Origin of the sequence: Acinetobacter psychrotolerans (assembly GCF_048552595.1) — a bacterium.
Classification (GTDB): Bacteria; Pseudomonadota; Gammaproteobacteria; order Pseudomonadales; family Moraxellaceae; genus Acinetobacter.
In genome coordinates this window covers 55,472-80,829 of record NZ_JBIMDK010000011.1, presented here as the reverse complement: position 1 = coordinate 80,829, position 25,358 = coordinate 55,472, and the positions used below count along the sequence as shown (strand labels likewise).

Genomic DNA, 25,358 nt, shown 5'->3' with positions numbered 1-25,358 from the left:
TTTTTTATTAAATGTTCTAATTTCAACCATAAAAAATCCCCGCTCAAAGCGGGGATTTTTCAGATCGGATGATCAGAATGACTTACATCATTCCGCCCATACCACCCATGCCGCCCATATCTGGCATAGCAGCTTTATCTTCTGGCATGTCTGTAATCATACATTCAGTCGTCAACATTAAACCTGCAACAGAAGCAGCATGTTCAAGTGCAGAACGAGTTACTTTAGCTGGGTCAAGAATACCCATTTCAAGCATATCACCATACACAGAAGTTGCAGCGTTATAGCCGAAGTTACCTTCACCGTTTTTCACAGCGTTGATCACAACAGATGGCTCATCGCCTGCATTTGCAACGATCTGACGAAGTGGTGCTTCAATAGCACGACGTAAAATGTTAATACCTACATTTTGGTCATCATTTACACCTGTTACACCGTCAAGCGCAGAAGCAGCACGAACAAGTGCAACACCACCACCGGCAACAACACCTTCTTCTACCGCAGCACGAGTTGCATGAAGTGCATCATCAACACGGTCTTTCTTCTCTTTCATTTCAACTTCAGTCGCAGCACCAATTTTGATGACAGCAACACCGCCTGCCAATTTAGCAACACGTTCTTGAAGTTTTTCTTTATCGTATTCAGAAGTCGATTCTTCAATTTGCGCGCGAATTTGAGTTACACGTTCAGCAATTTGAGCTGCATCGCCTGCACCATCAACAATCACAGTGTTTTCTTTAGAAACAGTGATTTTATGCGCTGTACCTAAATCTTGTAATGCTGCAGTTTCTAAAGACATACCTACTTCTTCAGAAATAACCGTTGCACCTGTCAAGATTGCGATATCTTGAAGCATTGCTTTACGACGGTCACCAAAACCAGGGGCTTTAACAGCACAAACTTTGATAATACCGCGCATGTTATTTACAACAAGCGTAGCAAGCGCTTCGCCTTCAACATCTTCAGCGATGATAAGAAGCGGTTTACCTGTTTTAGCAACAGCTTCAAGCACTGTAATCAATTCACGGATATTGCCGATTTTTTTATCAACAAGCAGAATGAACGGATTTTCAAGTTCAGCAGTTAAGGTTTCTGGTTTGTTTGCGAAGTACGGGCTAATATAACCACGGTCAAACTGCATACCTTCCACAACGTCAAGCGCATCTTCAAAGCCTGAACCTTCTTCAACTGTAATCACGCCTTCTTTACCAACGCGTTCCATTGCTTGAGCAATGAGTTTACCTACAGTTTCATCAGAGTTAGCAGAGATTGAACCTACTTGCTCAATTGCTTTGGTATCAGATGCAGGTTTTGCAGTTGCTTTAATTTCAGCAACAATAGCTTTAACAGCAAGATCGATACCACGTTTCAAATCCATTGGGTTCATACCCGCAGTGACAGATTTGATACCTTCATTTAGAATTGCTTGAGCCAAAACAGTTGCGGTCGTTGTACCATCACCAGCGATATCATTGGTTTTAGAAGATACTTCACGTACCAATTGCGCGCCCATGTTCTCAAATTTATCTTTAAGCACAATTTCTTTCGCAACAGTTACACCATCTTTAGTGATGTGTGGCGCACCGAAAGAACGGTCAATAACAACATTACGACCTTTAGGACCTAAAGTTACTTTTACAGCATCTGCAAGGGTATTTACACCAGCGATCATTTTTGAACGAGCTGAATCACCAAATTTTACATCTTTAGCTGACATACTAAACTCCAAATATTCTTAAATTTTAATCAATTTTATTTCTGCGTCATTATCTATAGATAAATGCAGAATGATGTTCCGAATTAACCTTCAAGAACCGCTAAAATATCAGACTCTTTCATGACAAGAAGTTCTTCGCCATCTACTTTGATTTTAGTTCCAGCGTAAGCACCAAATAATACGTTATCGCCAACTTTAACATCTAATGCGCGTACGCCATTGTCAGTTACTTTGCCATTACCAACGGCAAGAATTTCACCTTGAGCTGGTTGCTCAGCCGCAGAGGTACTTAAAATTAAACCACCTGCAGTTTTAGTTTCTTTTTCAACACGGCGAATTACAACGTTGTCATGTAAAGGACGAATCTTGCTCATTTAAAACTCCATAGACATTTGAAGAATGTCATTGATTGCTCAGTGAAGATGACTTCTTATTTCCTAGGTCATCAACAAAATATTTGTATGTGACATTTGTGGGGATGGAAATAAACGCTTCAAGGGGGAAACGTAAAAATATTTTGCAAATTTGTATTATTTTCACTCACTCAACCCTATCTCAGAACCAAGGGAATCATTGCATTATGCTTTGGCAATAAAACTTTTTAACTGTTCATCATAAAAATAATGCTCAACAGAACCGTTATTATCGATCACATTAAAACTATTCGGTATATTTCTATGCAAGCGTTTTGAAATTGCCGTGCCTGCATGAACCTCATAAACAGGATGATTCAAATTTAAAGCAAACGCTTGATTCAAATCATAAACAGCAACTAAATGTAAATGCCCATGCAATAAAGCATACAGTTGCTGCTGCCCCCATTCTTTAATGGCGAATTTGCCCAAAGCAGGACAATCTTTTAAATGGTGATCTTCACTGGAAGTATAAAAAGGTTGATGACTGACAATAATTTTTAGTTTTCCAACAGGTGCATCGACAAGTAATTGATTGACCTTGTTAATTTGTTCAAAAGAAATATGCCCACGAGTATGGTAACGACGACGAATACTATTCATGCCGATCAAATAAAAATGCTCAGTTGCTAACGTATTTTCCAAACTACCAAAAAAGAGTTGATACAGAATAAAAGGTCTAAAGAGTCGATTCCATACTTGATACAAAGGAATATCATGATTACCAGGTACAACAAAATAAGGGATTTTCAAACCATCCAAAAATTGTCGACATGCTAAAAATTCTTTAAATTTAGCTCGCTGCGTTAGATCCCCACTCACAACCACAATTTCAGGTTTATGTTCGGCACAAAATTTTTGAATGGCTTGAATGCATTCTGGACGCTCCGTACCAAAGTGTAAATCAGACAGATGCAGCAGCATGTGGCACCATAATATTTAAAGCCTTTTTTTCGACATGAAGTTTTAATGGTGTATTCATAGACACAATTTCACCATCAATAGCGACAGTCAGTGTAGGCTTTTTAGAATAAACAATGACGCTTTGCGCACCAAAACTATACACATCAGATGCCTTTTCTAATTTGCCACGAATCGTTTGAAATAATGTTTTGAATAATGTGGCTTTGTCTCCTTTAGCAATCACGACCCCTGCTATTTCACCGACTTCTGCACATTTTGCAATTTTAAGCTTCATCTCTTTGAGTTGTAGTTGATTATTTCCAAAGAAAATTAAAGGTGTTTTTACTGGATATTTTTTCCCATCGACTTCTACTTCTAATTTTAATTCTTTACGATCACGGATTAAAACATCCAAACCAGACGTATAGGCATTTAAAGGGAAGCGCCCAAATTTACGATTATATTCTTCACGTTTTTTGATAAATAAAGGATACAAACCGAGACTGGCATTGTTTAAATAAATGTAATCATTAATACACGCCACATGCGAGGCTCTAGGCTCTCCCGTTGCAACCACTTGCGCAGCTTCAAGAATATCTAAAGGAATATTAAGGACTCTTGCGACATAATTAAACGTGCCTAAAGGTAAAATGCCCATTGGAATACTTTGATGCAACATTTGAGATGCTACAGCGTTTAACGTGCCATCACCTCCTGCTGCAACAATCACACCCTGCTGGTCATATTGCTGATGCCGATCTAAAACTTTTTTCATTAGACATTGAATATTCAGTTCAGAGGAAATATCAAAAACTTGAATTTCAAAACCATGTGCCGTCCAAATTGTCATCAATTGCTCATAAATAGCCTCTTTTTTATTGGCATGAAAACCCGATTTCTCATTGTAAATTATAGAAAGTGGTTTAAGATCTTTACGCATAAGCTTGATTATTTGGAAGTATTCACTTTAATCTCGTCCATTTTCTAAACAAATAAAAGCACCTTTATGTAAAATTCGAATTAACACCATTTATTAAATCAATGATTAATTCGACGTACAATACCGCTTCAACCCATTGTAAATCATTATTATTTAAAATAAAAATACTGCACATCATAGATAAAAATACCACTAAATATGGTAAATATAGAACATTTAAACATTAAAAATCAGCACCTTATTTAAAGTATTACATTTAGTATCTTTTACGCCTTTAGTCTTATTTTTTTAATGAATATATGCTTTAATACAGCCACTTTTTTTCACACTTAAATCTAAGTGTTGTATCGCTTCATTTAGATTATTATTTGTACAAGAAATTGTACACATTTAAGATAGGCCTCACCATGACCCAAGTGAACGCACCAGAATTCGTTCGTCATCCTAAGCTCATTGCATGGGTTGAAGAAATTGCTAAATTAACTAAACCTGCAAAAATTGAATGGTGTGACGGTAGCGAAGAAGAAAATCAGCGTTATATCGACCTGATGATTGCTAACGGCACCATGCAAGCTTTAAACCAAGAAAAACATCCTGGTTCTTATTTAGCCAATTCTGATCCATCTGACGTAGCCCGTGTTGAAGGTCGTACATACATCTGTTCTGAAAAACAAGAAGATGCTGGTGCGACGAACAACTGGGAAGCTCCAGCTGAAATGCGTACTCGCCTAAGCGGCTTGTTCGAAGGCGCAATGGAAGGTCGTACAATGTACGTTGTTCCATTCTCTATGGGTCCTTTAGGTTCTCATATTGCACATATCGGTATCGAAATTACTGACTCGCCTTATGTTGCTGTTAGCATGCGTAAAATGGCTCGTATGGGCAAAGCTGTTTACGATGTACTTGGTACAGATGGCGAATATATCCCTTGCGTACATACTGTGGGTGCGCCACTTACCGCAGGTCAAAAAGACGTTGCTTGGCCTTGCAACCCAGAAAAATATATTGTGCATTACCCAGAAACTCGTGAGATCTGGTCTTACGGTTCTGGTTACGGCGGTAACGCATTGCTTGGTAAAAAATGTCTAGCTTTACGTATTGCATCTTCTATGGGTCGTCAACAAGGTTGGTTAGCAGAACACATGCTTATCCTTGGCGTGACGAATCCACGTGGTGAAAAACACTACATCGCTGCTGCCTTCCCATCTGCTTGTGGTAAAACCAACTTCGCTATGTTGATTCCACCAGTAGGTTATGAAGGTTGGAAAATTGAAACTGTAGGTGACGATATTGCTTGGATCAAACCAGGTGAAGACGGTCGCTTATATGCAATTAACCCTGAAGCAGGTTTCTTTGGTGTAGCACCGGGTACAAATATTAAAACTAACCCGAACTGTATGGCGACATTGACTAAAGATGTAATCTATACAAACGTTGCTGTAACTGATAACGGTGAAGTTTGGTGGGAAGGTCTAACTAAAGAAGCTCCTGCTAACCTGACCAACTGGAAAGGTCAACCGCACGTTGCTGGTGAAAAAGCAGCTCATCCAAATGCACGTTTCACCGTTGCTGCTGGTCAATGCCCTTCTATTGACGCTGACTGGGAAAATCCAGCAGGCGTTCCAATTTCTGCGTTCATCTTTGGTGGTCGCCGTGCAGACACAGTTCCTTTAGTTTCTGAAGCATTTGACTGGATTGATGGCGTTTATAAAGCGTCAACAATGGGTTCTGAAACAACTGCGGCGGCTGTAGGCCAACAAGGTATCGTTCGCCGTGACCCATTTGCTATGCTTCCATTTGCTGGTTATAACATGGCTGACTACTTTAGCCATTGGTTAGAACTTGGCGAACAAGTTGCTACTAAAGCTGAAGCTGCGGGTAACAAACTTCCGAAAATATTCAATGTAAACTGGTTCCGTCGTGATGCTGAAGGTAACTTCGTATGGCCTGGTTTCGGTCAAAACATGCGTGTTCTTGAGTGGATGATTGACCGTTGTGAAGGTCGTGCTGAAGCAACTGAAACACCAATTGGCTTAGTTCCAACTTACGAACAATTAAACTGGACAGGTTCCGACTTCACTAAAGCACAATTTGATCTTGTGACTTCACAAGACAAAGACCAGTGGATTAAAGAACTTGAAAGCCACACTGAGTTATTTAATAAACTTGGTGAGCGCTTACCTGCTGCACTTAAAGCTCGTCAAGCTGAGTTAATTGCTGCTGTTAAAAAATCTGCTTAATTCGCCTTTATGTCCCTCTTTTAAAAGAGGGATTATGAGAAATATAAAAAGACCGCTTTGTGCGGTCTTTTTATGCTTTAATAATACGAATGAAAATATTTAAAAAATTACAATGAAGCAAATTCAAAATATTACAACAGCACAACCCTACCTAACTTTATTACCTGATAATGAAGATGTTTTCGCTCCTGATAGTGCCTTTCTCGCAAATCACATGCTTCCACTTATTTCAATTGATTTATCTGCAGTCAACCCAGAATAGCAAGGCAAAATTCATTTAATCAATCCAATAGAACCGCATGATTGTTATATCGGATCATATACTGAAGAGTTTCACAATGAATTCGCTGGTGAAAACTTTTTCATTTTACAACTCGACATAAACAATCTTTATCAATGGTTCGGTGAAAAACACTATTTTATTCTTGAAAATGAAAATCATGCAGAAATTTGCTTTAACCAAATGCAACCACATAGCGAAAAAATACACAAAGATTTTTTAGAAGTGAAAGCCCGTTTTAAAGAAACAAGAGAAATCATTTCCACATCTGATTTGGAGTTCGATCCGAAATTTCGTCAGGAAAATCCTAGTATGCTTTTAAATTGGATCGGTGGTGAATTTGGTGTCAGTAATTATATTACACCATTAAATCAATATTTCGATTTGCAATTTATAGATCAAAAACCCGACAATGAGGAGGTTCATGTTTATGATAAACAAGGACATCGTTATTACTTCATAGCCTGTGCGTCAGGATGGCAATATTGTACAAGTGGTGCAGATGATATTTTGATGTATTACCAACCTGAAACTAAACGTGTTTTATTTACCTTTGATTGGACTTAATTTGCTTAACCACATAAAAAGGGGAAAGTTTTGACCCTTTTATAGTTTACGCCACATTTTTTTGCAATCTGCGCTCATGCAAGCCAACCAAATACTCGTCCAGAGCTTGAATTTCAACATCAGAGAACTGTAAATACAACTTGGTACGACGCTTTAAAATATCTTGACTGGTCTGTGCCCACTCTTGATCAACCACGTAATCTATTTCCTGCGCATATAAACCATGTCCAAAATTCTGCCCTAACTCATGCATAGAAGTTGAATGATTTAAGAATTTCCATACACGATTACCAAAAGCATGTGCCCAACGATTCGCAGTCTCAGCATCGCACCCTTTGATCTTATGTTGAATTTCAGCTATGAGACTTTCCACAGAATCCAAATTTTCTGCACCAGGTAATAATGCTTTCTCTGTCCAAGATGCTCCAAGTTCAGGAAAAAACTTTTTCAGATGATCCATTGCAGATTCAGCAAGTTTACGATAAGTCGTTAATTTTCCACCAAAGACAGACAACAAAGGTGCATCACTTTCATGATCTTGCGATAAAGATAAGGTGTAATCTCGGGTAATTACCGCTGGATTATCCGACTCATCATCACACAACGGACGGGCACCTGAAAAAGTTTGCACAATATCATCTTGAATCAATTGTGTTTTAAAATGATCATTCGAAATATCTAACAGATATTCAATTTCTTGTTGAGTTATTTCAACGTGGTTCGGATCACCATCGTATTCACGATCTGTCGTACCAATCATGGTGTATTTAGTTAAATATGGGATTGCAAATACAATACGCTGATCATCATTTTGCATAATGAAAGCTTTATCACCTTCATAAATTTTCGGCACAATAATATGACTACCTTGAATCAAGCGAATGCCATATTGAGATTTCAATTTTAAATCTTGTTTAATGAATTTCGCTACCCAAGGACCTGCTGCATTCACCAAAACTTTGGCTTGAATTTGATAAACCCCTTGCTCATTTTCTAATTGAACAATCCATATCCCATTTTCTCTGCGCGCAGAAACACAACGTGTTTGTGTCACAATTTTTGCACCATTTTCATGAGCTTGCATCGCATTGAGTATAACTAAGCGTGAATCATCTACTGCGCAATCAGAATATTCAAACCCACGAGTAATCTGATCTTTTAACGGACTGGTTTCAGGTACGAATTGAACCAAATTCGAACCTGCTAGCTTTTCTCTTTTCCCTAAATGATCATAAAAGAACAACCCTGTACGAATGAGCCAAGCTGGTCGTAAATGCGGTTGATGTGGCATGATAAAACGCATTGGACGGATAATATGTGGTGCTTTAGATAATAATACTTCACGTTCTGCAAGTGCTTCACGAACCAAACGAAATTCTTTATGTTCTAAATAACGTAAACCACCATGTATCAACTTGCTACTTGCAGAAGATGTATGACTGGCTAAATCATCTTTTTCACATAAGAACACAGAAAGCCCACGACCAACTGCATCATTTGCAATTCCCACACCATTAATACCACCGCCAATCACAGCGATATCATAACAAGTGAGTTGTTCGTGAGTTTGATTCATTACAGACACCTTTTGAATATATATTTTCGTTTATTTTCGATTAAGAAAATAATAATCAATATTTGACCACCTGTCTATCAAAAAGTGATCAATTTACATTTTCATAAAGCCAATTTTTCGAGTTTTCAATATCGTATTTTTAGGCAATGATTAATGTTACATCTGATTCTTTCATCTTATGTATAAAATTATCACTTGGTTTTATATTGGTATAAAGACGTTCAATATCTGTTAAATGCCCTAAACGCATCATGGCATGACGACCAAACTTGCTATGATCTGCTGCAAGAAAAACATGTCGTGCACCTGCAATAATTTCTCGTGAAACAGAGACTTCCTGAAAGTCAAAATCTAATAATGTACCTTCACCATCAATTCCACTAATACCAATTAACGCATAATCCACTTTAAACTGCTTAAAAAATTCTGAAGTTGCTTGCCCAATCACACCACCGTCTGGACGAACTTTTCCACTCGCAATCAAAACTTCAAAATCATCTTTCACACTGAGAATTTTTGCGACATTCAAATTATTGGTAATCACTTTTAAGCCTTGATGATTCAAAAGTGCATGTGCAATCGCTTCGGTTGTTGTACCAATATTAATAAATATAGAAGCATGGTCTGGTACAGCCTCCGCAACGGCTTTGGCAATCTTTTGTTTTTCTTCAAAATTATGATCAATACGCATACTATAATCTGTGTTAGACACACTCGAATCAATCGCTGCGCCACCATGATATCTGCGTAAAAGCCCATGGTCTGCCAATTGATTGATATCACGACGTACTGTTTGCGGAGTCACAGAAAAATACTGTGCCAATTCTTCAATACTGATATAACCACGTTCTTTGACCAGTTCTAAAGTCTGTTGCTGACGAATCATCAAGCTCATAAATGTAAAACCATTTTGTTTTATTTTCGAAAACGAAAATTCTAACATATATAAATATCATGTCTTCTTATCATTCACCTAACACCAATCCTCATTATTCATAAATATTTAAAATCATGCGTGTATTTTTCATACATTTAAACCTTTGAAAATCAACCCACAACTTTAGCTTTCATCATCGTAAATAATTAAGTATTTAAAACTAACCAATTGTTTTAAAAAAATTATTCTTTATTTTAGACATTCTTAATTTTATTGAAAGCATATTAACTCAAAACCAACTCGACTAAAGTCTAATAAAGTACACATTCATACAAGCGTATAACGGTCTTCGTAATTATTTGTATCTCCCTACAGCACTTGCTGAAATTCTCTCTGTTTGATTTTTCTACTTAGATTTTCATCCAAAATGAAAATTAAACAGACTATGTTTTTCATATTCTTTTGGAGAATTGCCTTGTCCAATTCATCTCCTCAGGTTGCCACTCCGCAACTTGATAGAAAAACTCGTTTAAAATCTATACTCGGTGGTTCAGCAGGTAACTTAGTCGAATGGTACGACTGGTATGTCTATGCTGCATTTACTCTTTATTTTGCACCGCAATTCTTCCCAGATGGCGATGACACTGTAAAACTGCTGCAAGCCGCTGCAGTATTTGCACTTGGTTTTCTAATGCGTCCAATTGGCGCATGGGTCATGGGAATTTATGCAGATCGTAAAGGTCGTAAATCAGGATTAACCCTCTCTGTTTCACTGATGTGTGTTGGTTCACTGATTATTGCTTGCGCACCGACATATGCAAGTGTCGGCATGCTTGCACCTGCATTATTACTGTTTGCTCGCTTGTTACAGGGTCTGAGTGTCGGTGGTGAGTATGGCGCAAGTGCGACTTACTTAACCGAAATGGCGGGTAAAAACCATCGTGGTTTCTTCTCCAGTTTTCAGTATGTCACATTAATTTCAGGTCAATTACTCGCACTTTGCGTGTTGATTATTTTACAACGTACTTTAACAGAAGGTCAGCTTTCTGAATGGGGATGGCGTATTCCCTTCTTGATCGGTGCTTTATTGGCAGTTGTGGTATTTTGGATTCGTCGTGGTTTAGTTGAAACTGAGTCTTCGAAACAAGCTCAAGAACATGCAAAAAATGGTGGTGAAAAGTCTGGTGCTTTAGCACTATTCACAAAATACCCTAAACAAGCATTTACAGTGATCATGCTCACTGCAGGTGGTACTTTAGCGTTTAATACATTCACAACATATTTACAAAAATATTTGGTCAATACTTCAGGCTTTGAAAAAACCACAGCTACTGAAATTACCACTGCTGCGATTTTCGTATTCATGTTATTACAGCCTGCTGTCGGTGCTTTGTCCGATAAAATTGGTCGTAAACCTATTATGATCACTTTTGGTGTGTTGGGTGTACTGTTCACCATTCCAATTTTTAATGGTCTAGGCTCTACCACTAATCCAACCACTGCATTCATGTTATGTATGAGCGGTATGGTCATTGTAACGGGTTATACCGCAATTAACGCCGTAGTCAAAGCTGAACTATTCCCTGCGCATATTCGTGCATTAGGTGTTGCATTACCTTATGCAATTGCCAATACATTGTTTGGTGGTACTGCGGAGTTAGTGGCTTTAAGCTTTAAAAATGCTGGGCATGAAAACTACTTTTTCTATTATATTACTTTCATGATCGGTCTATCATTAATCACTTATGTATTTATGAAAGATACTAAAAAGCACAGCTTAATTACAGATGATTGATACTGAAAAATAAAGCATATCCAATTAATAAAAACAGCTTTTCTTATACCAATAAGAAAAGCTGTTTTTATTTGAGCAATTCAATCATCGTGAAAATAATAAAGCTATGGCATACTAAAAACAATTCAAAAGCTAGGACTTTAAAAGATGAAAAAGATCAAAATTACAAGTTTAGGATTAGTCGTTTTAGCTTTAGCCGCATGTCAGACTACACCACGACAATACAATGGTGTAACAGGCTATCAAATTGAAAATCAATCAAGCAATACAGCAACACTTGCCTATACTTTATCGGGTCGTGCAGATCGCGATTTAGATTCGGATAAATTACAGCGCGCGTGTCAAAAAGTTTTAGGTGTAAATAAAACCTATAAAATTTCTGTTTTGAGTGTCAATGAAATCATTAATCCACAAACGACCAATACAGATCAAACAGGGGTTCAACTTGGTCATAGTCGTACTTCTTTCGGGCTATCAAATACCCCTAGTCTAAATAATGGTGAAGATTATGCAACTCGCCAAGCCTTAGAAACACGTCCAAGCACGCTGCATGTAGTTCGTTATACCTGTTCTTAATTGAATAATTGAGTTCTTCTAATTGACTTAACACTTAGCCCTATCCGATGATTTAGCCTAGTGTTAAGTACTATCTATTTTTAAAATAAAAATTTAAGACTTTTTCTTACTCATGTAACTAAAATTTATTAATAAATAAATCAGCATTTATAGCGTCTTATAAAAGCTAACATTTCTAAACTCTTTAGATTCGTCCAAATCTGGCCAAGTTGTCGCACTGCGCTCGTCTAATTTTTTATAATTAGGATGACTGAAATTTTTCACTCGACTGTCTGCGACCCACACCTCTGGAGAAAATTTTAAAAATTCGTCTAAGAAAAAACGATTAGATTGATCATATAAAACATCGGCTGCAAGCAATACATCTACTTGTTCGGCTTTATACAAGTCATCTAGATATTCAAGCTCTACATCATTGAGTAAAGCATTTTCACGACAAGCATCCAAACTTATCGGATCTATATCGCAACAAATCACTCGTTTAGCTCCTGCCATTTTTGCAGCAATCGCAACAACGCCCGAACCTGCGCCAAAATCGAGCACCACTTTATCTTTCACATGATGTGGCTCTGCCAAAAGCCACTGTGCCATTGCCAAACCAGAAGCCCAACAAAATATCCAGTACGGGGTATCATTCCAAATACGACGTATAACTTCGTCATCCAAGCGATCTGTAGGAAATACTGGCGGAATTAACCACAATGAAATAGGCATTTCAGGCAACTGCTGCGCCATTAATTCACATGTTGGAATAACGTCATGTAAAGCTTTTAGTAAATGCTCAGGAGCTTTAGTAAATTGGAAAGTACAGGTCATTGGTTTTTTAATTTCGTGATCAATTTTTAACTAAAGAGTTTTTTGAATATAAACGAATAATAAAGAAACTTATTACTCGTTCAAGATACTACTCATTCTGATCTACTTCCTCCTTTTTTAAAGAGAAGATTCAGAAGAAGATTAAAAAATTAACCCAATTCTTTTTCGGCAGCTTCAACAGTCTGACGAATTAAAGTGGTAATCGTCATTGGCCCTACGCCACCTGGTACAGGTGTATAAGCAGAAGCTACGTCTTCAATGCCCACCAATTGAATGTCGCCTACACCACCGCCATCACGAGGATGGAAACCAGCATCGACAACCACTGCGCCTTGCTTAATCCAATCTTTTTGAATCAATTCAGCCTTACCGACTGCACCCACAACGATATCTGCTTGTTTCACAAGCTCAGCAAGGTTCTGCGTACGAGAATGACAAATCGTTACCGTTGCATTGGCTTGCAACAACATCATTGCCATTGGTTTACCCAAAATTGCAGAACGACCAACAACAACTGCATGTTTACCTGCAATTTCAATGTTGTATTCTTTTAATATCGTCATAATCCCTGCAGGAGTCGCAGAACCATAAGCAGCCTCACCCATTGCCATACGACCAAAACCAAGACAAGTCACACCATCTACATCTTTTGCTAAAGAAATTGAATCGAAACAAGCACGTTCATCAATTTGTTCTGGTACAGGGTGTTGTAAAAGAATACCGTGAACATCTGGATTAGCATTCAATTTTTCAATTTCAGCCAATAATTGTTCAGTTGTCGTTTCTTTGCCTAATTCCACTTTTAAAGAATCCATACCTACACGACGGCAAGCATTGCCTTTCATGCGTACATATGTCGCAGATGCACCATCATCGCCAACTAAAATAGTCGCCAAAATTGGGGTACGACCTGTTTTTGCTTTTAATGCTTCTACACGAAACAACAAGTCAGCTTCAATTTGTTTTGCTAACGCACGACCATCTAAAACTAATGCCACGGCGCATCTCCAAAGTAGATATGAATCAATTTTGCAAATAATACATGATTATTTAGACAATTTTATTCTATATGCCGATTTTATGTGCATATGCATGAATTATAGTATTGTTTTTTTTTCAAAGGTTGATAATATACGCATCAACAAGACATGGCGGGGTGGCAGAGTGGTCATGCAGCGGACTGCAACTCCGTGTACGCCGGTTCGATTCCGACCTCCGCCTCCATCTTGTTAAAAATGCCCGAGTGGTGAAATCGGTAGACACAGGGGATTTAAAATCCCCCGCCCACAAAGCGTGCCAGTTCGAGTCTGGCCTCGGGCACCATTTTAATACTTCTTAAAATGGTGCAATAAAATTTCCAGCGATATGCTGGTTTTTTTATGTCTGAATTTTATAAAACCAATAGAACTTTATATTTAATAAAGCAAAATTTCATCACCCCTTTCAGTATTTCCATCTCACCACAATCTAAAAAATTTAAATCTACATCTTACTAAAGCCAAATTTTTAATGATTAAAATAATATGCTTGATAAATAATCCCTATCTCAATGAAAAACGTGAATGATCAATAAATTTACCGTTAACTATATTGATGCAGAACACCTTTAAAAACCTCACCTTACACACTCTATTTACGATTGAAAATGCGATAACTGCATTGTAGTCTTGATCAAAATTCTGATTAGCACGTACAATGTATGACTTCTAACTTTCGCCACTGATGCCCTAACGAAAGCATTGGAAAACCGATATTGAATTTTAAATATGATTAAATCTCAACAAGCCGCCCTGTATCTACAAGATTTACAAAGTAAATACCCACTGGCTTTGAAAAGAAATTTTTTATTTTACAGTCAGATTAAAACCAAAGGGCTTTTAGATGAAGCAAAGGAATTTATTCCTTGGATTTTATCCATTATGATTTTTTGTAGCATTTATTTTAGTTTGGGACATTATATTGAACAACATTTCACTCAATTTAATCCTTTCCAAATCAAAGGTATTGCTGCATTAATAATCATGCTTTTTTTCATGTTGGTTGTTCCATTTATTATCAATCAGATAAAACACAGCTCTATTCACCTATATCAGCAAGTGAATAACACACCATTCAAACTGGCAATTATTATTATTTTACAGGCTCTCAATATTTATTTTATCGAGAGTATTTTATTGCAAGGTGTCTTATTTTTCTTTGCGATGAGCTTTGGATTCGTAAAATTCTATAAAGAAAATTTATTCAGAGACAACACCAAAGATACTGAATATTATCAATTACAACAAATTCGCCGCATGTGTTTTTGGGCATACAAACAAGCCCAAAAAGCCAAATTTAAAATGAAGTTTCATACTAAGAATTCTGAAAAATACCAATTCCAGCAGCAGCAATTGACACAATATTTAGAATTACATTTACAACTTTTAAAGTATGAGAATGAAATGTCTAAGTCTTATAAATTTATTGATTTAGACGAATATATGGATAGTTTAATGTAAGACAAACCTATCCTAAATACAAAAAACCAAGTATTACTACTTGGTTTTTTGTTACCGAAAACAGATGAAAACCTCTAAGCACTTTTCTGCACAGGTTTAATAACAACTAATTTAGGGTCTAAAACCACCTGATATGCTCGTGTACCATCAACCGTATAGGTTTTTTCTTTAATGCTATTTACAAAAATCCAATCTGCTTGAACTTGCTGTGCGGTAAAGCTGACTTTTAAATAGCCACGCTGATTCAAATTGGTATAGTTCAATTCATCAATTAAAGTCGTAAATGCAAATTCAAATTGTTGTAATTGCGCCAAAGGGATATTTAAATACTTTTCCATCCCTGGTGATGACACAGAACTAGTAGCCAACTCTACTCCCACAAGATCGCCAGATTGCGTATGTAAGTCAGAAGCCCACGCATTGTGCGTATCCCCTGCCAATACTACAACTTTCTTATTGAGCGCTTTTAAAGTGCCATACAACACTTCACGTTCATAATAATAACCATCCCATGCATCTAAATTATAGGGTGCGACTGTAGTAACTCGTGCTTTCTCGGTCGCTGTTAATGTCGGATCACCTTTTTGTAAACGCACTTTTAAAGTGACCAGCTCTGTGATTTGTTGATTCATTTTCGCTAAAGCTTCAGCAGTCGCCTGACCACTGGTAATTGCAGTAAGTGATAATAACAATTCTGCGGGGATTAACATTTTTGACATCAATACTTGCTGACCTAGTACATTCCAAGTCGCTGTAGATTGTGCCAATTTCTTTTGCAACCAATCTCGCTGTGTATAACCCATCAATGTACGCGTGTTACTGGTTAAATCCGCTTGAAATTTTGCAAAATCGAGTCCAGATGCAGTCATATAACTTGCATATTCAAGCTGCTGATCACGTGCCAAAATTCGAGTATCTAACATGGTCAATTGCACCAATGAACCATAATCAAATTGGCGATAAATATTCAAATAATCAGTTTCAGATACTGGGCGAATAGGCATCCATTCAAAATAAGCTTGTAATGCTGCTAATTTACGATCCAAAAAACGACCTTCGTTCGCTTGATGGTTTTCAGCGCCATCTTTCCAAGCATCATTTGCGAGCTCATGATCATCCCAAATCACAATAAAAGGATGCCGTGAATGAGCAGCCTGTAAGTCTAAGTCCGTATGATAAAGCGCATAGCGTTTACGGTAGTCATCCAGTTTGATAATTTCCTTATCATTATCAATTGGCAAAGTACGACCTAATCGAGTCGCATCTTCAGTTGCATAACCATCTTTGCCGTACTCATAAATGTAATCGCCTAAATGGATGATTGCATCTACGTCTTGTTTCGCCATTTCTTTATATACATAAAAATAGCCCGCTGGATAATTCGAGCATGAGCACACAGCAAATTGCACAGCACTGGTCGTTTCGGGCAGTGTTTTCGTGCGACCGACTGGTGAAATAACCGAACCGAATTTAAAGCGATAGAAATAATTCTGTCCTGACTTCAACTTATCTGCATCGACTTTTACAGTAAAATCTTGCGCTGAAGACGTATGTACTTTTCCAGCATTTATAATTTGAGTAAATTTATCGTCTGTTGCAATTTCCCAAACTACCTCCAATCGCAATGACGTATCTTGTGGTGTGATTCTTGTCCATAAAATTACACGATCTTTCAGTGGATCACCACTAGCAACACCATGTAAAAATTCTACTTTTATCATCGGTGTTGTTGAGTCCTCATTATCACTACCACACGCAGTCAATGAAACAGGTATAGATAATGCCCCAAAACTAAGCAATGACTTTTGAATAAGTTCACGGCGTGAAATTGATTTTTTCATTAAATTTGATTTTCCCTAAGTTTTTTACTCAATCAATTTAAAGAACGAATATTTCGGTTTAATCTCAAATTTATGAAAAAATTATGACAGATATTTCAATATGACGACTTAAAGTGCTTCATTATCAAACATAAACACATGAATTGATTGAAAAGAAAGCAAATCGACATAAATCCCCTTGCCAAGTAAAAAACTGTCCTATATTATTGCGCACATGCCCGAGTGGTGAAATCGGTAGACACAGGGGATTTAAAATCCCCCGCCCACAAAGCGTGCCAGTTCGAGTCTGGCCTCGGGCACCATTTTAATACTTCTTAAAATGGTGCAATAAAATTTCCAGCGATATGCTGGTTTTTTTATGTCTGAATTTAGAATTTATCCAAAAATAAACAATCAAAAGAATTTTAACAATGCTTAAAACATTTAATATTAATGATAATTTAAAGACATTTAATTTCAATAAAATTTCAATTCCATTTCACACATCCTTTACCGATTTTAAAATCTTACTCAATCTAGCCAATATAACCTTTCAAAATTTAGGGGGTACTTTATCCATTGATATATTTCAAGAATTTGAACAACAACTCAAAATATTAAAAAAACGTCCAGATAAAAAACTAAGCCCTAAGCATTCAGTAAAAATAATACTCAATCAAATTTATCTGGTAATAAAAGTTAATTTAAATATAAAAACTCAATTCAATTTTAATCATCAAGGCTTAATTTCCTCCATCACTTTTGAGTTAAGGGACTTAGATGAAGATTATTCATCTTGGGAAAATTATGATATTGATCGATGCCACAAGCTACACCTAGACTGGTTACAACAAAGCGTACACAGCTCGAGTAAAATTTCACCCACTCTTGATTTAAAACATATCTCAGGCAATCTGATTCGAGATAAAAGTGAAAATATCTTTTGGTCACTTAAAATAAAACAAGCCAAATATTAAATTTCTAAATATTCAAGATAAAAAAAGACCACGTTTTTGGAAACGTGGTCTATAAAAATGGTGGCTATGACGGGATTTGAACCTGTGACCCCCGCATTATGAGTGCGGTGCTCTAACCAACTGAGCTACATAGCCTTAAACTGTGGGCGCATTATCTGCTGTAAACACCACTACGTCAAGCGATTGTTAAAAAAATTTATTGAAGTGAGCCGATAAGCCGGGTTCTGTCGAGAACGATCATTCCTCTAGGCGTACAATCACTCATACGCTCAAGCGACCTACCCGAATCCAGCACGGGCCGTGCCTCAGGATTCCTATTTGGTCTTGCTTCTGGTGGGGTTTACCTTGCCGTGAACTGTTACCAGACACGCGGTGCGCTCTTACCGCACCCTTTCACCCTTACCTTCCATTTCTCCGAAAAGAAACGATATGAAGGCGGTCTACTCTCTGCTGCACTTGCCGTCGGTTTACACCGCCCAGGCGTTACCTGGCACCCTGCCCTATGAAGCCCGGACTTTCCTCCCCTGTTTCAATCACGGAGATCTACACAGCAGCGATCGTCTGGCTCACTTCGGGGCGTATCCTAACAAACTTTCCAGTTAATTGCTTGCGCTTTTTTGAGCAATTAGTATTTTATATTTTTCCATGAGCTCATCTTGGCTTTCCACATGATTTGGATCAAGTGGAATACAATCGACTGGACAATAGAGAGAACACTGCGGTTGATCATGATGCCCAACGCATTCTGTACATAAGTTTGGATTAATTTCATAAATTTCCTCCCCCATGTAAATTGCGTCATTTGGACATACAGGTTCACATACATCACAGTTGATGCACTCATCGGTGATTATTAAAGACACTTTACCAACCTTGTTGATGCTTACGATTAAAGGCTTCGACCACACATGGTGGCACAAACTTATTCACATCACCTTTTAATCGTGCTATTTCCCGAACCATTGTTGAAGAAATAAATGAAAATTGTTCCGATGGCGTCAAAAATACAGTTTCAAAATGTTGATCCAACTGACGGTTCATATTTGCAAGCTGAAATTCATATTCAAAATCTGAAACGGCTCTTAAACCACGTAACACCGCAGTTGCATTCTGCTCTCTGGCAAAGTTGACCAACAGTCCATCAAATCCGACAAACTCTATACCAGGTAAATGTTTAAGCGACATTTTCGCTAACTCTACACGCTCTTCCAAACAGAATACTGGATTTTTGTGATGTCCAATGGCAATTGCCACCACAACTTCATCAAACATTCTTGCGGCTCTAGCGACTAAATCGACATGACCATTGGTAATTGGATCAAAAGTTCCCGGATAGATGACACGAGTTTTAGACATCCATATGTACTCTAGTTTGTTATGTAGGCATATAGTTTAACAAAAACTTAAATATTAGCGAATAACTCTCTGACATTTACAATCAGGTTTTAATTATGAAATGACTTCACCTACGCTCAAGTTTGAGGCAAAATAAGGGCATTCTTGGAAAATGTGTATTATGTCGAATAACATTGTGGTAAAAAAAAATAATGGTGGCACAATTGCGCAGAATAAACGTGCGCGCCACGATTATTTTGTAGAAGAGAAATTTGAAGCAGGTCTTTCACTACAAGGGTGGGAAGTGAAATCGTTACGTGCTGGACGTATGACGATTACAGAAAGCTATATTACCTTTAAAAATAATGAAGCTTATTTATTTGGTGCCCAGATTCAGCCGCTGCTAACAGCTTCCTCACATGTTGTACCCGAAGCGACACGCTCCCGTAAATTATTATTGTCTCGCCGTGAACTTGAAAAGTTGATGGGAGCGATGAATCAAAAAGGTTATACCTGCGTACCTTTGGCATGTTATTGGAAAGGTCGTTTGGCTAAACTTGAGATTGCTTTGGTAAAAGGTAAACAGTTACACGATAAACGTGCAACTGAGAAAGATCGTGACTGGCAACGTGATAAAGCACGTATTTTTCATAAATAAGGCATTGAGCTTAAATGATAAAACCTCCAATTGGAGGTTTTTTTATATTTCATCTGCATTAGCAGAACTTCAGACTGCCGTAACAGTTGGGAGCGAAATCCTGAGTTGCAAGTTGTAAATCTTTTAAAGGAAAGTTTACGGATGTATTCGGAAGATTAACATTTCCAACAGCCAAACCACTCCCTCCTATACAATCGAATAATTCGCACGCTACTGGGTTATTGGTAATATATGTGCTGATTGGCCCTACAACTTGTTTTAAAACATCATTAGTAATATCAATTTTTTTACTTGGCACCACACTTCCTATATCAATAGTATCCTCAAATGCCATCCACCAGCCCTTTTGTGCTGTTTCTGCTGCACCAGGCCACCACACATTTTGCGATTGTAGCGACAATGAAAATGGATTATCCAATGGAATTTTATGAATAAAACCCAGATTTTCTTCGATTGTAATATTTGCCTTTAACCCAGTTATATTACCAGTTACTTGTTTTTGTAAAGTCAGCAACCCTCCCGTAATATTTAAAGAAGCACCCAACTGCCCGCCAAAATTTAATTGATTAATATTTGCATAGCCATCTAATTTTGCACTTGAAAGCCTACGTCCTGAAATAGTTGTCCCATTTATAAATATATCCGCTTTAGCTGAATCCAAAGCTAAATTGTAGTCTGTAGACTTAAAACCCAACGTAATGGGAATAAATAAAAAACTTGTTTTAACATTACCATCAATTGACTGTTTAGTGTCAGCATAGGTCATATTTCTTCCAGCAGTGTATCCCGTACCTGTTGTATCTTTAATTTTCATATAACCACTCAGTGAATTGATACCATTCGGTGTTACACTATTTTCAGTACCCGTTGTCAACATTCCTAAAGCTTTTTCAGCACTTAAACGTAGACCAACAATCTCTCTTGTTGAGGCAGCATTTGGATTTTTTATCGCAAACTCTAAAAAAGGATTGGTTAATTTTGCACTTGAACTGACCCGCCCTTCACGCGTATCTGCTACACCAGAAAGACTCAGATTATCGATATCAATATCACAACCACCTGCTCCATTCACACCACCACAACCTAATTGCAGTTTTTTAATATTGGCATTTAACTCAAGTTCTGCTTCTATGCCCAACTTATAAAAACCGACACCTTGCCCTTGCATCTTATTAACTGAGTCATTAGGCGCAATATAACCCAAGCTCATCAATGCCTGACCATTAACATTAGACAATTCACGATCATTTAATTCTATTAAATCAATCGCATGCACAGAAGAACATACCGAAACAAAAAGCAATAATGAAGACAGTATTGCCTGTTTTTTATATAAAGGACTATATCCCATTCTAATTTCCTTTTATGATTTTATTTTAGTCCTTTCGCAACAATAAACGAGACCAACCAAGTAGTAAATAATATTTATACAAAATATGTCATATTTTATGTAATTTATAATTAACAATACAAAGATATTAATAAGATAATAAAAACAATACAAAGATATTAGCAAGATAATAAAGACGAAAAAATACTTTTATCATTGTTACAAATAGAACATGAATATATTTTAGAGCATAAAAAACCTCCAAATTGGAGGCTTTATCAACTGGAAATAAAAAACTTTAAGATAAAAATCAATGAATACGATTGATCATCAATGCGAGATATTCTCCAAACCACAGTGCTGTTTCTAAATCACCAGATGGTGGCGTAATTTCTATCGGGGCATTATCTGACTGCGTCATTAACCCTAAATAACCAGCCATACGATTTAAATCAGTCGCTTTGATCCCTGTAGGCATCAACGGTAAACCTGTCCACAACATGCCATGTTGCATGGCAAAGAGATTAATCTGTTGTAATACAGCAAGTTTATCGCCACTTAAGCCACCTGAATTGGTAAATGCAGCAGCAAGCTTGCCTTGCCAATCACGATTTTTCCAACGCTGAGAGGTTGAATCCATAAACATTTTAAATGGACCCGTGACACTTCCCATATATGTAGGCGAACCAAAAACTATGGCATCTGCTTGGTCTAAAACATCCCAATCTATATGTCCGATATCCATTTTGTGAACGGTTACACCTATTTTTTCAACACCTTGTACGATATAACTTGCAACTTTTGCAGTATGACCAAAAGGGCTGTGGTAGACGATCGCAATAGATTTTGAAGATAAAGACATATCAAATATAAAACAAACAAATTTAGTCAAGTTTAACATTAATTCAGTTTTAAAACTGATTATTGTAAATGTGGAATTTTCATACAAAATATTTAAAAATTATTATCCATCTTTCAATCATTGATTCTTTTCAAGATAGATCTTTTTTGAGATAGCTCTATTTTTATTTTTGCATAAATACAAAAGTCGCCATCCGTCCAGTTTTAGCATGACGGCGGTATGAATAAAAATCTTGATCTTGCGAGTATGAACATTGGTCTCCTCCAAGCACAGTTTCTATACCGTGTTGTTTGAGAACGTAGCGTGCAATCGCATATAAATCTGCGTAATATTTACCTGCTTGTTCAGCACGTTTAAATGCTGTTTCTAATTCAGTATATTTCGAACAAAATGCGTCTTTTACTTCTGTACCAATTTCAAAGCAAGGCTGTGAAATTGCTGCACCTAACCATGCCCAAGTCGGTTGGGTCTGCATTTGAATAATCGTATTTTCAATAATCCCTCCTGCTAAACCACGCCAACCTGCATGTAAATTGGCAATTTCAGTACCATCAGCACTCCCCAAAACCACAGGCAAACAATCTGCCGTCATCATCATTAAAGCATGACCTTGCTTTTGTGTGATTAAACCATCACCAATAAGCGCTTCAAAGGTTATCTCATCATTAATGGTATGGCAAATTGTGCTATGGGTTTGCGTCATCCATGTAATTTTATTGACACCGAATTGTGAAAACTCATCCAATAAAATCATGCGATGTTGCTGCACTCGTTGCGGATCGTCATTTACATGCAATGCTAAGTTAAAACCATCAAGCTCAGGCTTTCCCGATGGCAAAGCCTTTGTGTGTTGTATATGTGTCTGTCCGACATAAATACCTTGCGGTAATCCTTGAACAAATTGCATGTAAATTCGAATCCTTTGCGTCAATTAATAGGCTTTATTTTCAGAACGTAAAATTTCTAATAATGCAATAAAATCATCTGCCCATGGCGCTTCAAACATCATTTCTTCACCTGAACGTGGGTGAGTTAAGCCCAATTTTGTTGCATGTAAGGCTTGGCGTTTAAAACTGCGTAATGTCGTACCTAGCAATTCAGAAGCACCAGCAGGCACTTTGACACGGCTCACATAAACAGGATCGCCCACCAAAGGGAAACCAATATAAGTGAAATGGATACGAATCTGATGAGTACGCCCTGTTTCTAGCTGCGCTTGTACACGTGTGAAATGTTGGAAACGCTCTTTCACATTGTAATGCGTTACTGCATCACGTCCGCCCGGTAAAATTGCCATTTTCACACGATCTACAGGATGACGTTTGATTGGCTCATCAATTTTTCCACCTGCGATGATGGTGCCATAGCAAATCAAATCATAAATTCGATATACCGTTTTTTTAGCCAATTGCTTGCTTAGTGAAAACTGTGCTTCAAGATTTTTTGCAACAACCAATAAGCCACTGGTATCTTTATCGATACGATGCACTAAACCTGCACGAGTTAGTTCTGCAGATTTTGGATAATGGTGCAACAAAGCATTGACCAGTGTTCCACTCGGATTACCGGCTCCTGGATGAACAACCATACCGACTGGCTTGTTAATCACCATAATATCATCATCTTCATAGATGATATCTAAAGGAATATTTTCAGGCTGCGCTGTAGTTTGAACTTCAAGTTCAACTTCTAAGGTCAACATTTCATTGCCTTCGCATTTATACTTTGGTTTGACGGTGTTACCATTTACCAACAAATGACCATCCTTCATCCACTGCTTGAGTTTTTCGCGTGAAAAATCGCTCCAAACTATTGCAGCAACTTGGTCAATACGTAACCCTAAATAGCTGTCATCCAGTTGAAATTGCAACGATAAACGTGTTGCAGTTGGCGCAGAATTATGATTATCTGCATCCTCAGAATCTTCAAGTAAATTGAAATCGTTTTCTGAGGGATCGGAATTAGAAGAGTGTGCTGAAGTCATTTGCTCATTCGGACAAAAGTGGTTTAATAGCGCAATTGTAGCCTATTGCCCGTATAAACAGAGGAATTTTTATGTCGCTACCACGTTATAAAGTCACAATGCTTGCTTTAACTGTAGGCTTAGCAACTGCATTTGTAGGCTGTAGCAGCAATCCGAAGAAGGATGTTGTCGATACAGGCCCTAAATCAAATGAGCAGACTTATTACAATAATGCGATGAAATCCTTAGACCGTGGGCAATATGGCGATGCTGCTAAAGCATTAGAGGAAATGGATACCTATTTCCCAACAGGACAATATGCACAGCAAGCTCAACTTGAATTACTGTATACAAAATTTAAGCAAAAGGACTACGAAGGGACGCTTGCACTAGCAGATCGCTTTATCCGTTTAAATCCACAACATCCAAATTTAGATTATGTTTACTATATTCGTGGTGTATCGAATATGGAGCAAAACTATGACAGTTTGCTACGTTACACTTCATTAAAACAATCGCATCGTGATGTCGGTTATTTAAAAGTTGCTTACCAAAACTTTGTCGATCTTATTCGTCGCTTCCCTTCAAGCCAATATTCTGTCGATGCTGCACAGCGTATGAAATTTATTGGGCAAGAATTGGCTGAAAGTGAAATGAACGCGGCTCGTTTTAATATCAAACGTAAAGCCTATTTAGCTGCGGTTGAACGCTCACAGTGGATTATTGAACATTTCCCTCAAACGCCTCAAGTTCCAGAAGCTTTAGCAACAATGGCTTATGGCTATGACAAATTAGGCGATAAAGCGACTTCACAGCAATATATAGAAATATTGAAACTCAATTACCCTCATTTAGTGAAATCAAACGGTGAAGTTAATTTACGTGCTGCACGTCGTGAAGCAAGTTGGGTAAACCGTGTGACATTGGGTATCGTTGGACGTAGTGATAAAGCCGATATTAGCTCATCAGAATCTCAAAATACTGTCGAGAAAAATGCTCAATCGACAGAGCAGAAATCAAGTTTATTGAACAAATTAAGCTTTGGCATACTGGATCGTTCAGACCGTGAAGTTTCTCATGAGCCTGCACGTGCAGATGAAAGTCTTTATGATAGTCAACGTAAACAATGATTGATTAAAAAATAAGTGCTGTATTGATTATGGCAAATGAAGACGGGTTTTTACCCGTCTTTTTTTATGCTTAGATATTTTCAAT

General features: G+C 37.5%; 24 protein-coding genes, 4 tRNA genes and 1 other RNA gene. 12 read left to right on the top strand and 17 right to left on the bottom strand.

Annotated elements, in window-relative coordinates; genetic code table 11:
• Positions 1–82: 82 nt before the first annotated feature.
• The 4 genes from groL to ACG94X_RS11100 all read right to left on the bottom strand — a co-directional run bounded on the left by groL (position 83) and on the right by ACG94X_RS11100 (position 3,973).
• On the bottom strand, positions 83–1,717 hold the full coding sequence (gene groL / locus ACG94X_RS11115) for a chaperonin GroEL (RefSeq protein ID WP_419383786.1): 1,635 nt from the start codon (positions 1,715–1,717) through the stop codon (positions 83–85).
• Between the two features lie 83 nt (positions 1,718–1,800).
• Positions 1,801–2,091 carry a co-chaperone GroES gene (locus tag ACG94X_RS11110; RefSeq protein WP_419383785.1) on the bottom strand — a complete coding sequence of 97 codons (291 nt, stop codon included), beginning with the start codon at positions 2,089–2,091 and terminating at the stop codon, positions 1,801–1,803.
• Between the two features lie 204 nt (positions 2,092–2,295).
• Positions 2,296–3,054 (bottom strand): metallophosphoesterase family protein, encoded by a 759-nt coding sequence (locus tag ACG94X_RS11105; RefSeq protein WP_419383784.1) that lies wholly within the window; start codon positions 3,052–3,054, stop codon positions 2,296–2,298.
• Positions 3,035–3,973, bottom strand: a complete 939-nt coding sequence (locus ACG94X_RS11100; protein WP_419383783.1) for a diacylglycerol/lipid kinase family protein — start codon at positions 3,971–3,973, stop codon at positions 3,035–3,037. Before ACG94X_RS11100 ends, ACG94X_RS11105 begins: the two co-directional genes overlap by 20 nt.
• A 407-nt stretch (positions 3,974–4,380) precedes the next feature.
• Here ACG94X_RS11100 and ACG94X_RS11095 point away from each other — a divergent pair, with 407 nt between their 5' ends.
• The 3 genes from ACG94X_RS11095 to ACG94X_RS11085 all read left to right on the top strand — a co-directional run bounded on the left by ACG94X_RS11095 (position 4,381) and on the right by ACG94X_RS11085 (position 7,060).
• On the top strand, positions 4,381–6,213 hold the full coding sequence (locus ACG94X_RS11095; protein ID WP_419383782.1) for a phosphoenolpyruvate carboxykinase (GTP): 1,833 nt from the start codon (positions 4,381–4,383) through the stop codon (positions 6,211–6,213).
• 112 nt (positions 6,214–6,325) lie between these two features.
• Positions 6,326–6,475: a hypothetical protein gene (locus ACG94X_RS11090; protein ID WP_419383781.1), complete on the top strand. Its 150-nt coding sequence runs from the start codon at positions 6,326–6,328 to the stop codon at positions 6,473–6,475.
• A 201-nt stretch (positions 6,476–6,676) separates the two neighbouring features.
• Positions 6,677–7,060, top strand: a complete 384-nt coding sequence (locus tag ACG94X_RS11085; RefSeq protein ID WP_419383780.1) for a hypothetical protein — start codon at positions 6,677–6,679, stop codon at positions 7,058–7,060.
• A gap of 46 nt (positions 7,061–7,106) precedes the next feature.
• Here the strand turns inward: ACG94X_RS11085 and glpD are convergent, their stop codons facing one another.
• Both glpD and ACG94X_RS11075 read right to left on the bottom strand, forming a co-directional pair.
• Complete coding sequence (gene glpD / locus ACG94X_RS11080) at positions 7,107–8,645, bottom strand: glycerol-3-phosphate dehydrogenase (protein ID WP_419383779.1); 1,539 nt, start codon at positions 8,643–8,645, stop codon at positions 7,107–7,109.
• A 130-nt stretch (positions 8,646–8,775) separates the two neighbouring features.
• A complete protein-coding gene (locus tag ACG94X_RS11075) occupies positions 8,776–9,531 on the bottom strand; it encodes a DeoR/GlpR family DNA-binding transcription regulator (protein ID WP_419383778.1) in 756 nt (251 codons plus the stop codon).
• 457 nt (positions 9,532–9,988) lie between these two features.
• Between ACG94X_RS11075 and ACG94X_RS11070 the strand changes: the two genes are divergently transcribed.
• Together ACG94X_RS11070 and ACG94X_RS11065 are read left to right on the top strand one after the other, a co-directional pair.
• Positions 9,989–11,308, top strand: coding sequence for an MFS transporter (locus tag ACG94X_RS11070; RefSeq protein ID WP_419383777.1), 1,320 nt, complete (start codon positions 9,989–9,991; stop codon positions 11,306–11,308).
• A 147-nt stretch (positions 11,309–11,455) separates the two neighbouring features.
• On the top strand, positions 11,456–11,884 hold the full coding sequence (locus ACG94X_RS11065) for a hypothetical protein (RefSeq protein ID WP_419383776.1): 429 nt from the start codon (positions 11,456–11,458) through the stop codon (positions 11,882–11,884).
• Positions 11,885–12,031: 147 nt separating this feature from the next.
• On the opposite strand, the gene ACG94X_RS11060 is transcribed toward ACG94X_RS11065, so the two are convergent.
• Together ACG94X_RS11060 and folD are read right to left on the bottom strand one after the other, a co-directional pair.
• Entirely contained in the window at positions 12,032–12,700 is a 669-nt protein-coding gene (locus ACG94X_RS11060) for a class I SAM-dependent methyltransferase (RefSeq protein ID WP_419383775.1), read from the bottom strand.
• A gap of 149 nt (positions 12,701–12,849) precedes the next feature.
• The gene (folD, locus tag ACG94X_RS11055; RefSeq protein WP_419383774.1) at positions 12,850–13,698 is read right to left on the bottom strand and encodes a bifunctional methylenetetrahydrofolate dehydrogenase/methenyltetrahydrofolate cyclohydrolase FolD; all 849 of its coding nucleotides are present in this window, start codon (positions 13,696–13,698) and stop codon (positions 12,850–12,852) included.
• 152 nt (positions 13,699–13,850) lie between these two features.
• On the opposite strand from folD, the gene ACG94X_RS11050 reads away from it, so the two are divergent.
• From ACG94X_RS11050 to ACG94X_RS11040, 3 genes are all read left to right on the top strand, one after another.
• Positions 13,851–13,924, top strand: a tRNA-Cys gene (locus tag ACG94X_RS11050).
• 13 nt (positions 13,925–13,937) lie between these two features.
• Positions 13,938–14,023, top strand: a tRNA-Leu gene (locus tag ACG94X_RS11045).
• Between the two features lie 443 nt (positions 14,024–14,466).
• A complete protein-coding gene (locus ACG94X_RS11040; protein ID WP_419383773.1) occupies positions 14,467–15,198 on the top strand; it encodes a hypothetical protein in 732 nt (243 codons plus the stop codon).
• Positions 15,199–15,272: 74 nt separating this feature from the next.
• Here the strand turns inward: ACG94X_RS11040 and ACG94X_RS11035 are convergent, their stop codons facing one another.
• Positions 15,273–17,039: an alkaline phosphatase D family protein gene (locus ACG94X_RS11035; protein WP_419383772.1), complete on the bottom strand. Its 1,767-nt coding sequence runs from the start codon at positions 17,037–17,039 to the stop codon at positions 15,273–15,275.
• Between the two features lie 216 nt (positions 17,040–17,255).
• On the opposite strand from ACG94X_RS11035, the gene ACG94X_RS11030 reads away from it, so the two are divergent.
• Positions 17,256–17,341: transfer RNA gene (locus ACG94X_RS11030), tRNA-Leu, on the top strand.
• Between the two features lie 108 nt (positions 17,342–17,449).
• Positions 17,450–17,995: a hypothetical protein gene (locus tag ACG94X_RS11025; RefSeq protein WP_419383771.1), complete on the top strand. Its 546-nt coding sequence runs from the start codon at positions 17,450–17,452 to the stop codon at positions 17,993–17,995.
• A 58-nt stretch (positions 17,996–18,053) separates the two neighbouring features.
• Here ACG94X_RS11025 and ACG94X_RS11020 read toward each other — a convergent pair.
• From ACG94X_RS11020 to coaD, 4 genes are all read right to left on the bottom strand, one after another.
• Positions 18,054–18,130, bottom strand: a tRNA-Met gene (locus ACG94X_RS11020).
• Positions 18,131–18,192: 62 nt separating this feature from the next.
• An RNA gene (gene rnpB, locus ACG94X_RS11015) (RNase P RNA component class A) lies at positions 18,193–18,568 on the bottom strand.
• 26 nt (positions 18,569–18,594) lie between these two features.
• Complete coding sequence (locus ACG94X_RS11010; RefSeq protein ID WP_419383770.1) at positions 18,595–18,858, bottom strand: YfhL family 4Fe-4S dicluster ferredoxin; 264 nt, start codon at positions 18,856–18,858, stop codon at positions 18,595–18,597.
• A gap of 1 nt (position 18,859) precedes the next feature.
• Positions 18,860–19,351: a pantetheine-phosphate adenylyltransferase gene (gene coaD, locus ACG94X_RS11005; protein WP_419383769.1), complete on the bottom strand. Its 492-nt coding sequence runs from the start codon at positions 19,349–19,351 to the stop codon at positions 18,860–18,862.
• Between the two features lie 160 nt (positions 19,352–19,511).
• Between coaD and smpB the strand changes: the two genes are divergently transcribed.
• Entirely contained in the window at positions 19,512–19,988 is a 477-nt protein-coding gene (gene smpB / locus ACG94X_RS11000; protein ID WP_419383768.1) for an SsrA-binding protein SmpB, read from the top strand.
• Between the two features lie 58 nt (positions 19,989–20,046).
• On the opposite strand, the gene ACG94X_RS10995 is transcribed toward smpB, so the two are convergent.
• The 4 genes from ACG94X_RS10995 to rluD all read right to left on the bottom strand — a co-directional run bounded on the left by ACG94X_RS10995 (position 20,047) and on the right by rluD (position 24,164).
• Positions 20,047–21,339, bottom strand: coding sequence for a hypothetical protein (locus ACG94X_RS10995; protein ID WP_419383767.1), 1,293 nt, complete (start codon positions 21,337–21,339; stop codon positions 20,047–20,049).
• A gap of 289 nt (positions 21,340–21,628) precedes the next feature.
• Entirely contained in the window at positions 21,629–22,180 is a 552-nt protein-coding gene (locus ACG94X_RS10990) for a flavodoxin family protein (protein ID WP_419383766.1), read from the bottom strand.
• A 163-nt stretch (positions 22,181–22,343) separates the two neighbouring features.
• Positions 22,344–23,087: a peptidoglycan editing factor PgeF gene (gene pgeF, locus ACG94X_RS10985; protein WP_419383765.1), complete on the bottom strand. Its 744-nt coding sequence runs from the start codon at positions 23,085–23,087 to the stop codon at positions 22,344–22,346.
• A 24-nt stretch (positions 23,088–23,111) separates the two neighbouring features.
• Complete coding sequence (gene rluD, locus ACG94X_RS10980) at positions 23,112–24,164, bottom strand: 23S rRNA pseudouridine(1911/1915/1917) synthase RluD (protein WP_419383764.1); 1,053 nt, start codon at positions 24,162–24,164, stop codon at positions 23,112–23,114.
• Positions 24,165–24,235: 71 nt separating this feature from the next.
• Between rluD and ACG94X_RS10975 the strand changes: the two genes are divergently transcribed.
• Positions 24,236–25,273, top strand: coding sequence for an outer membrane protein assembly factor BamD (locus tag ACG94X_RS10975; protein WP_419383763.1), 1,038 nt, complete (start codon positions 24,236–24,238; stop codon positions 25,271–25,273).
• Positions 25,274–25,358 lie beyond the last annotated feature (85 nt).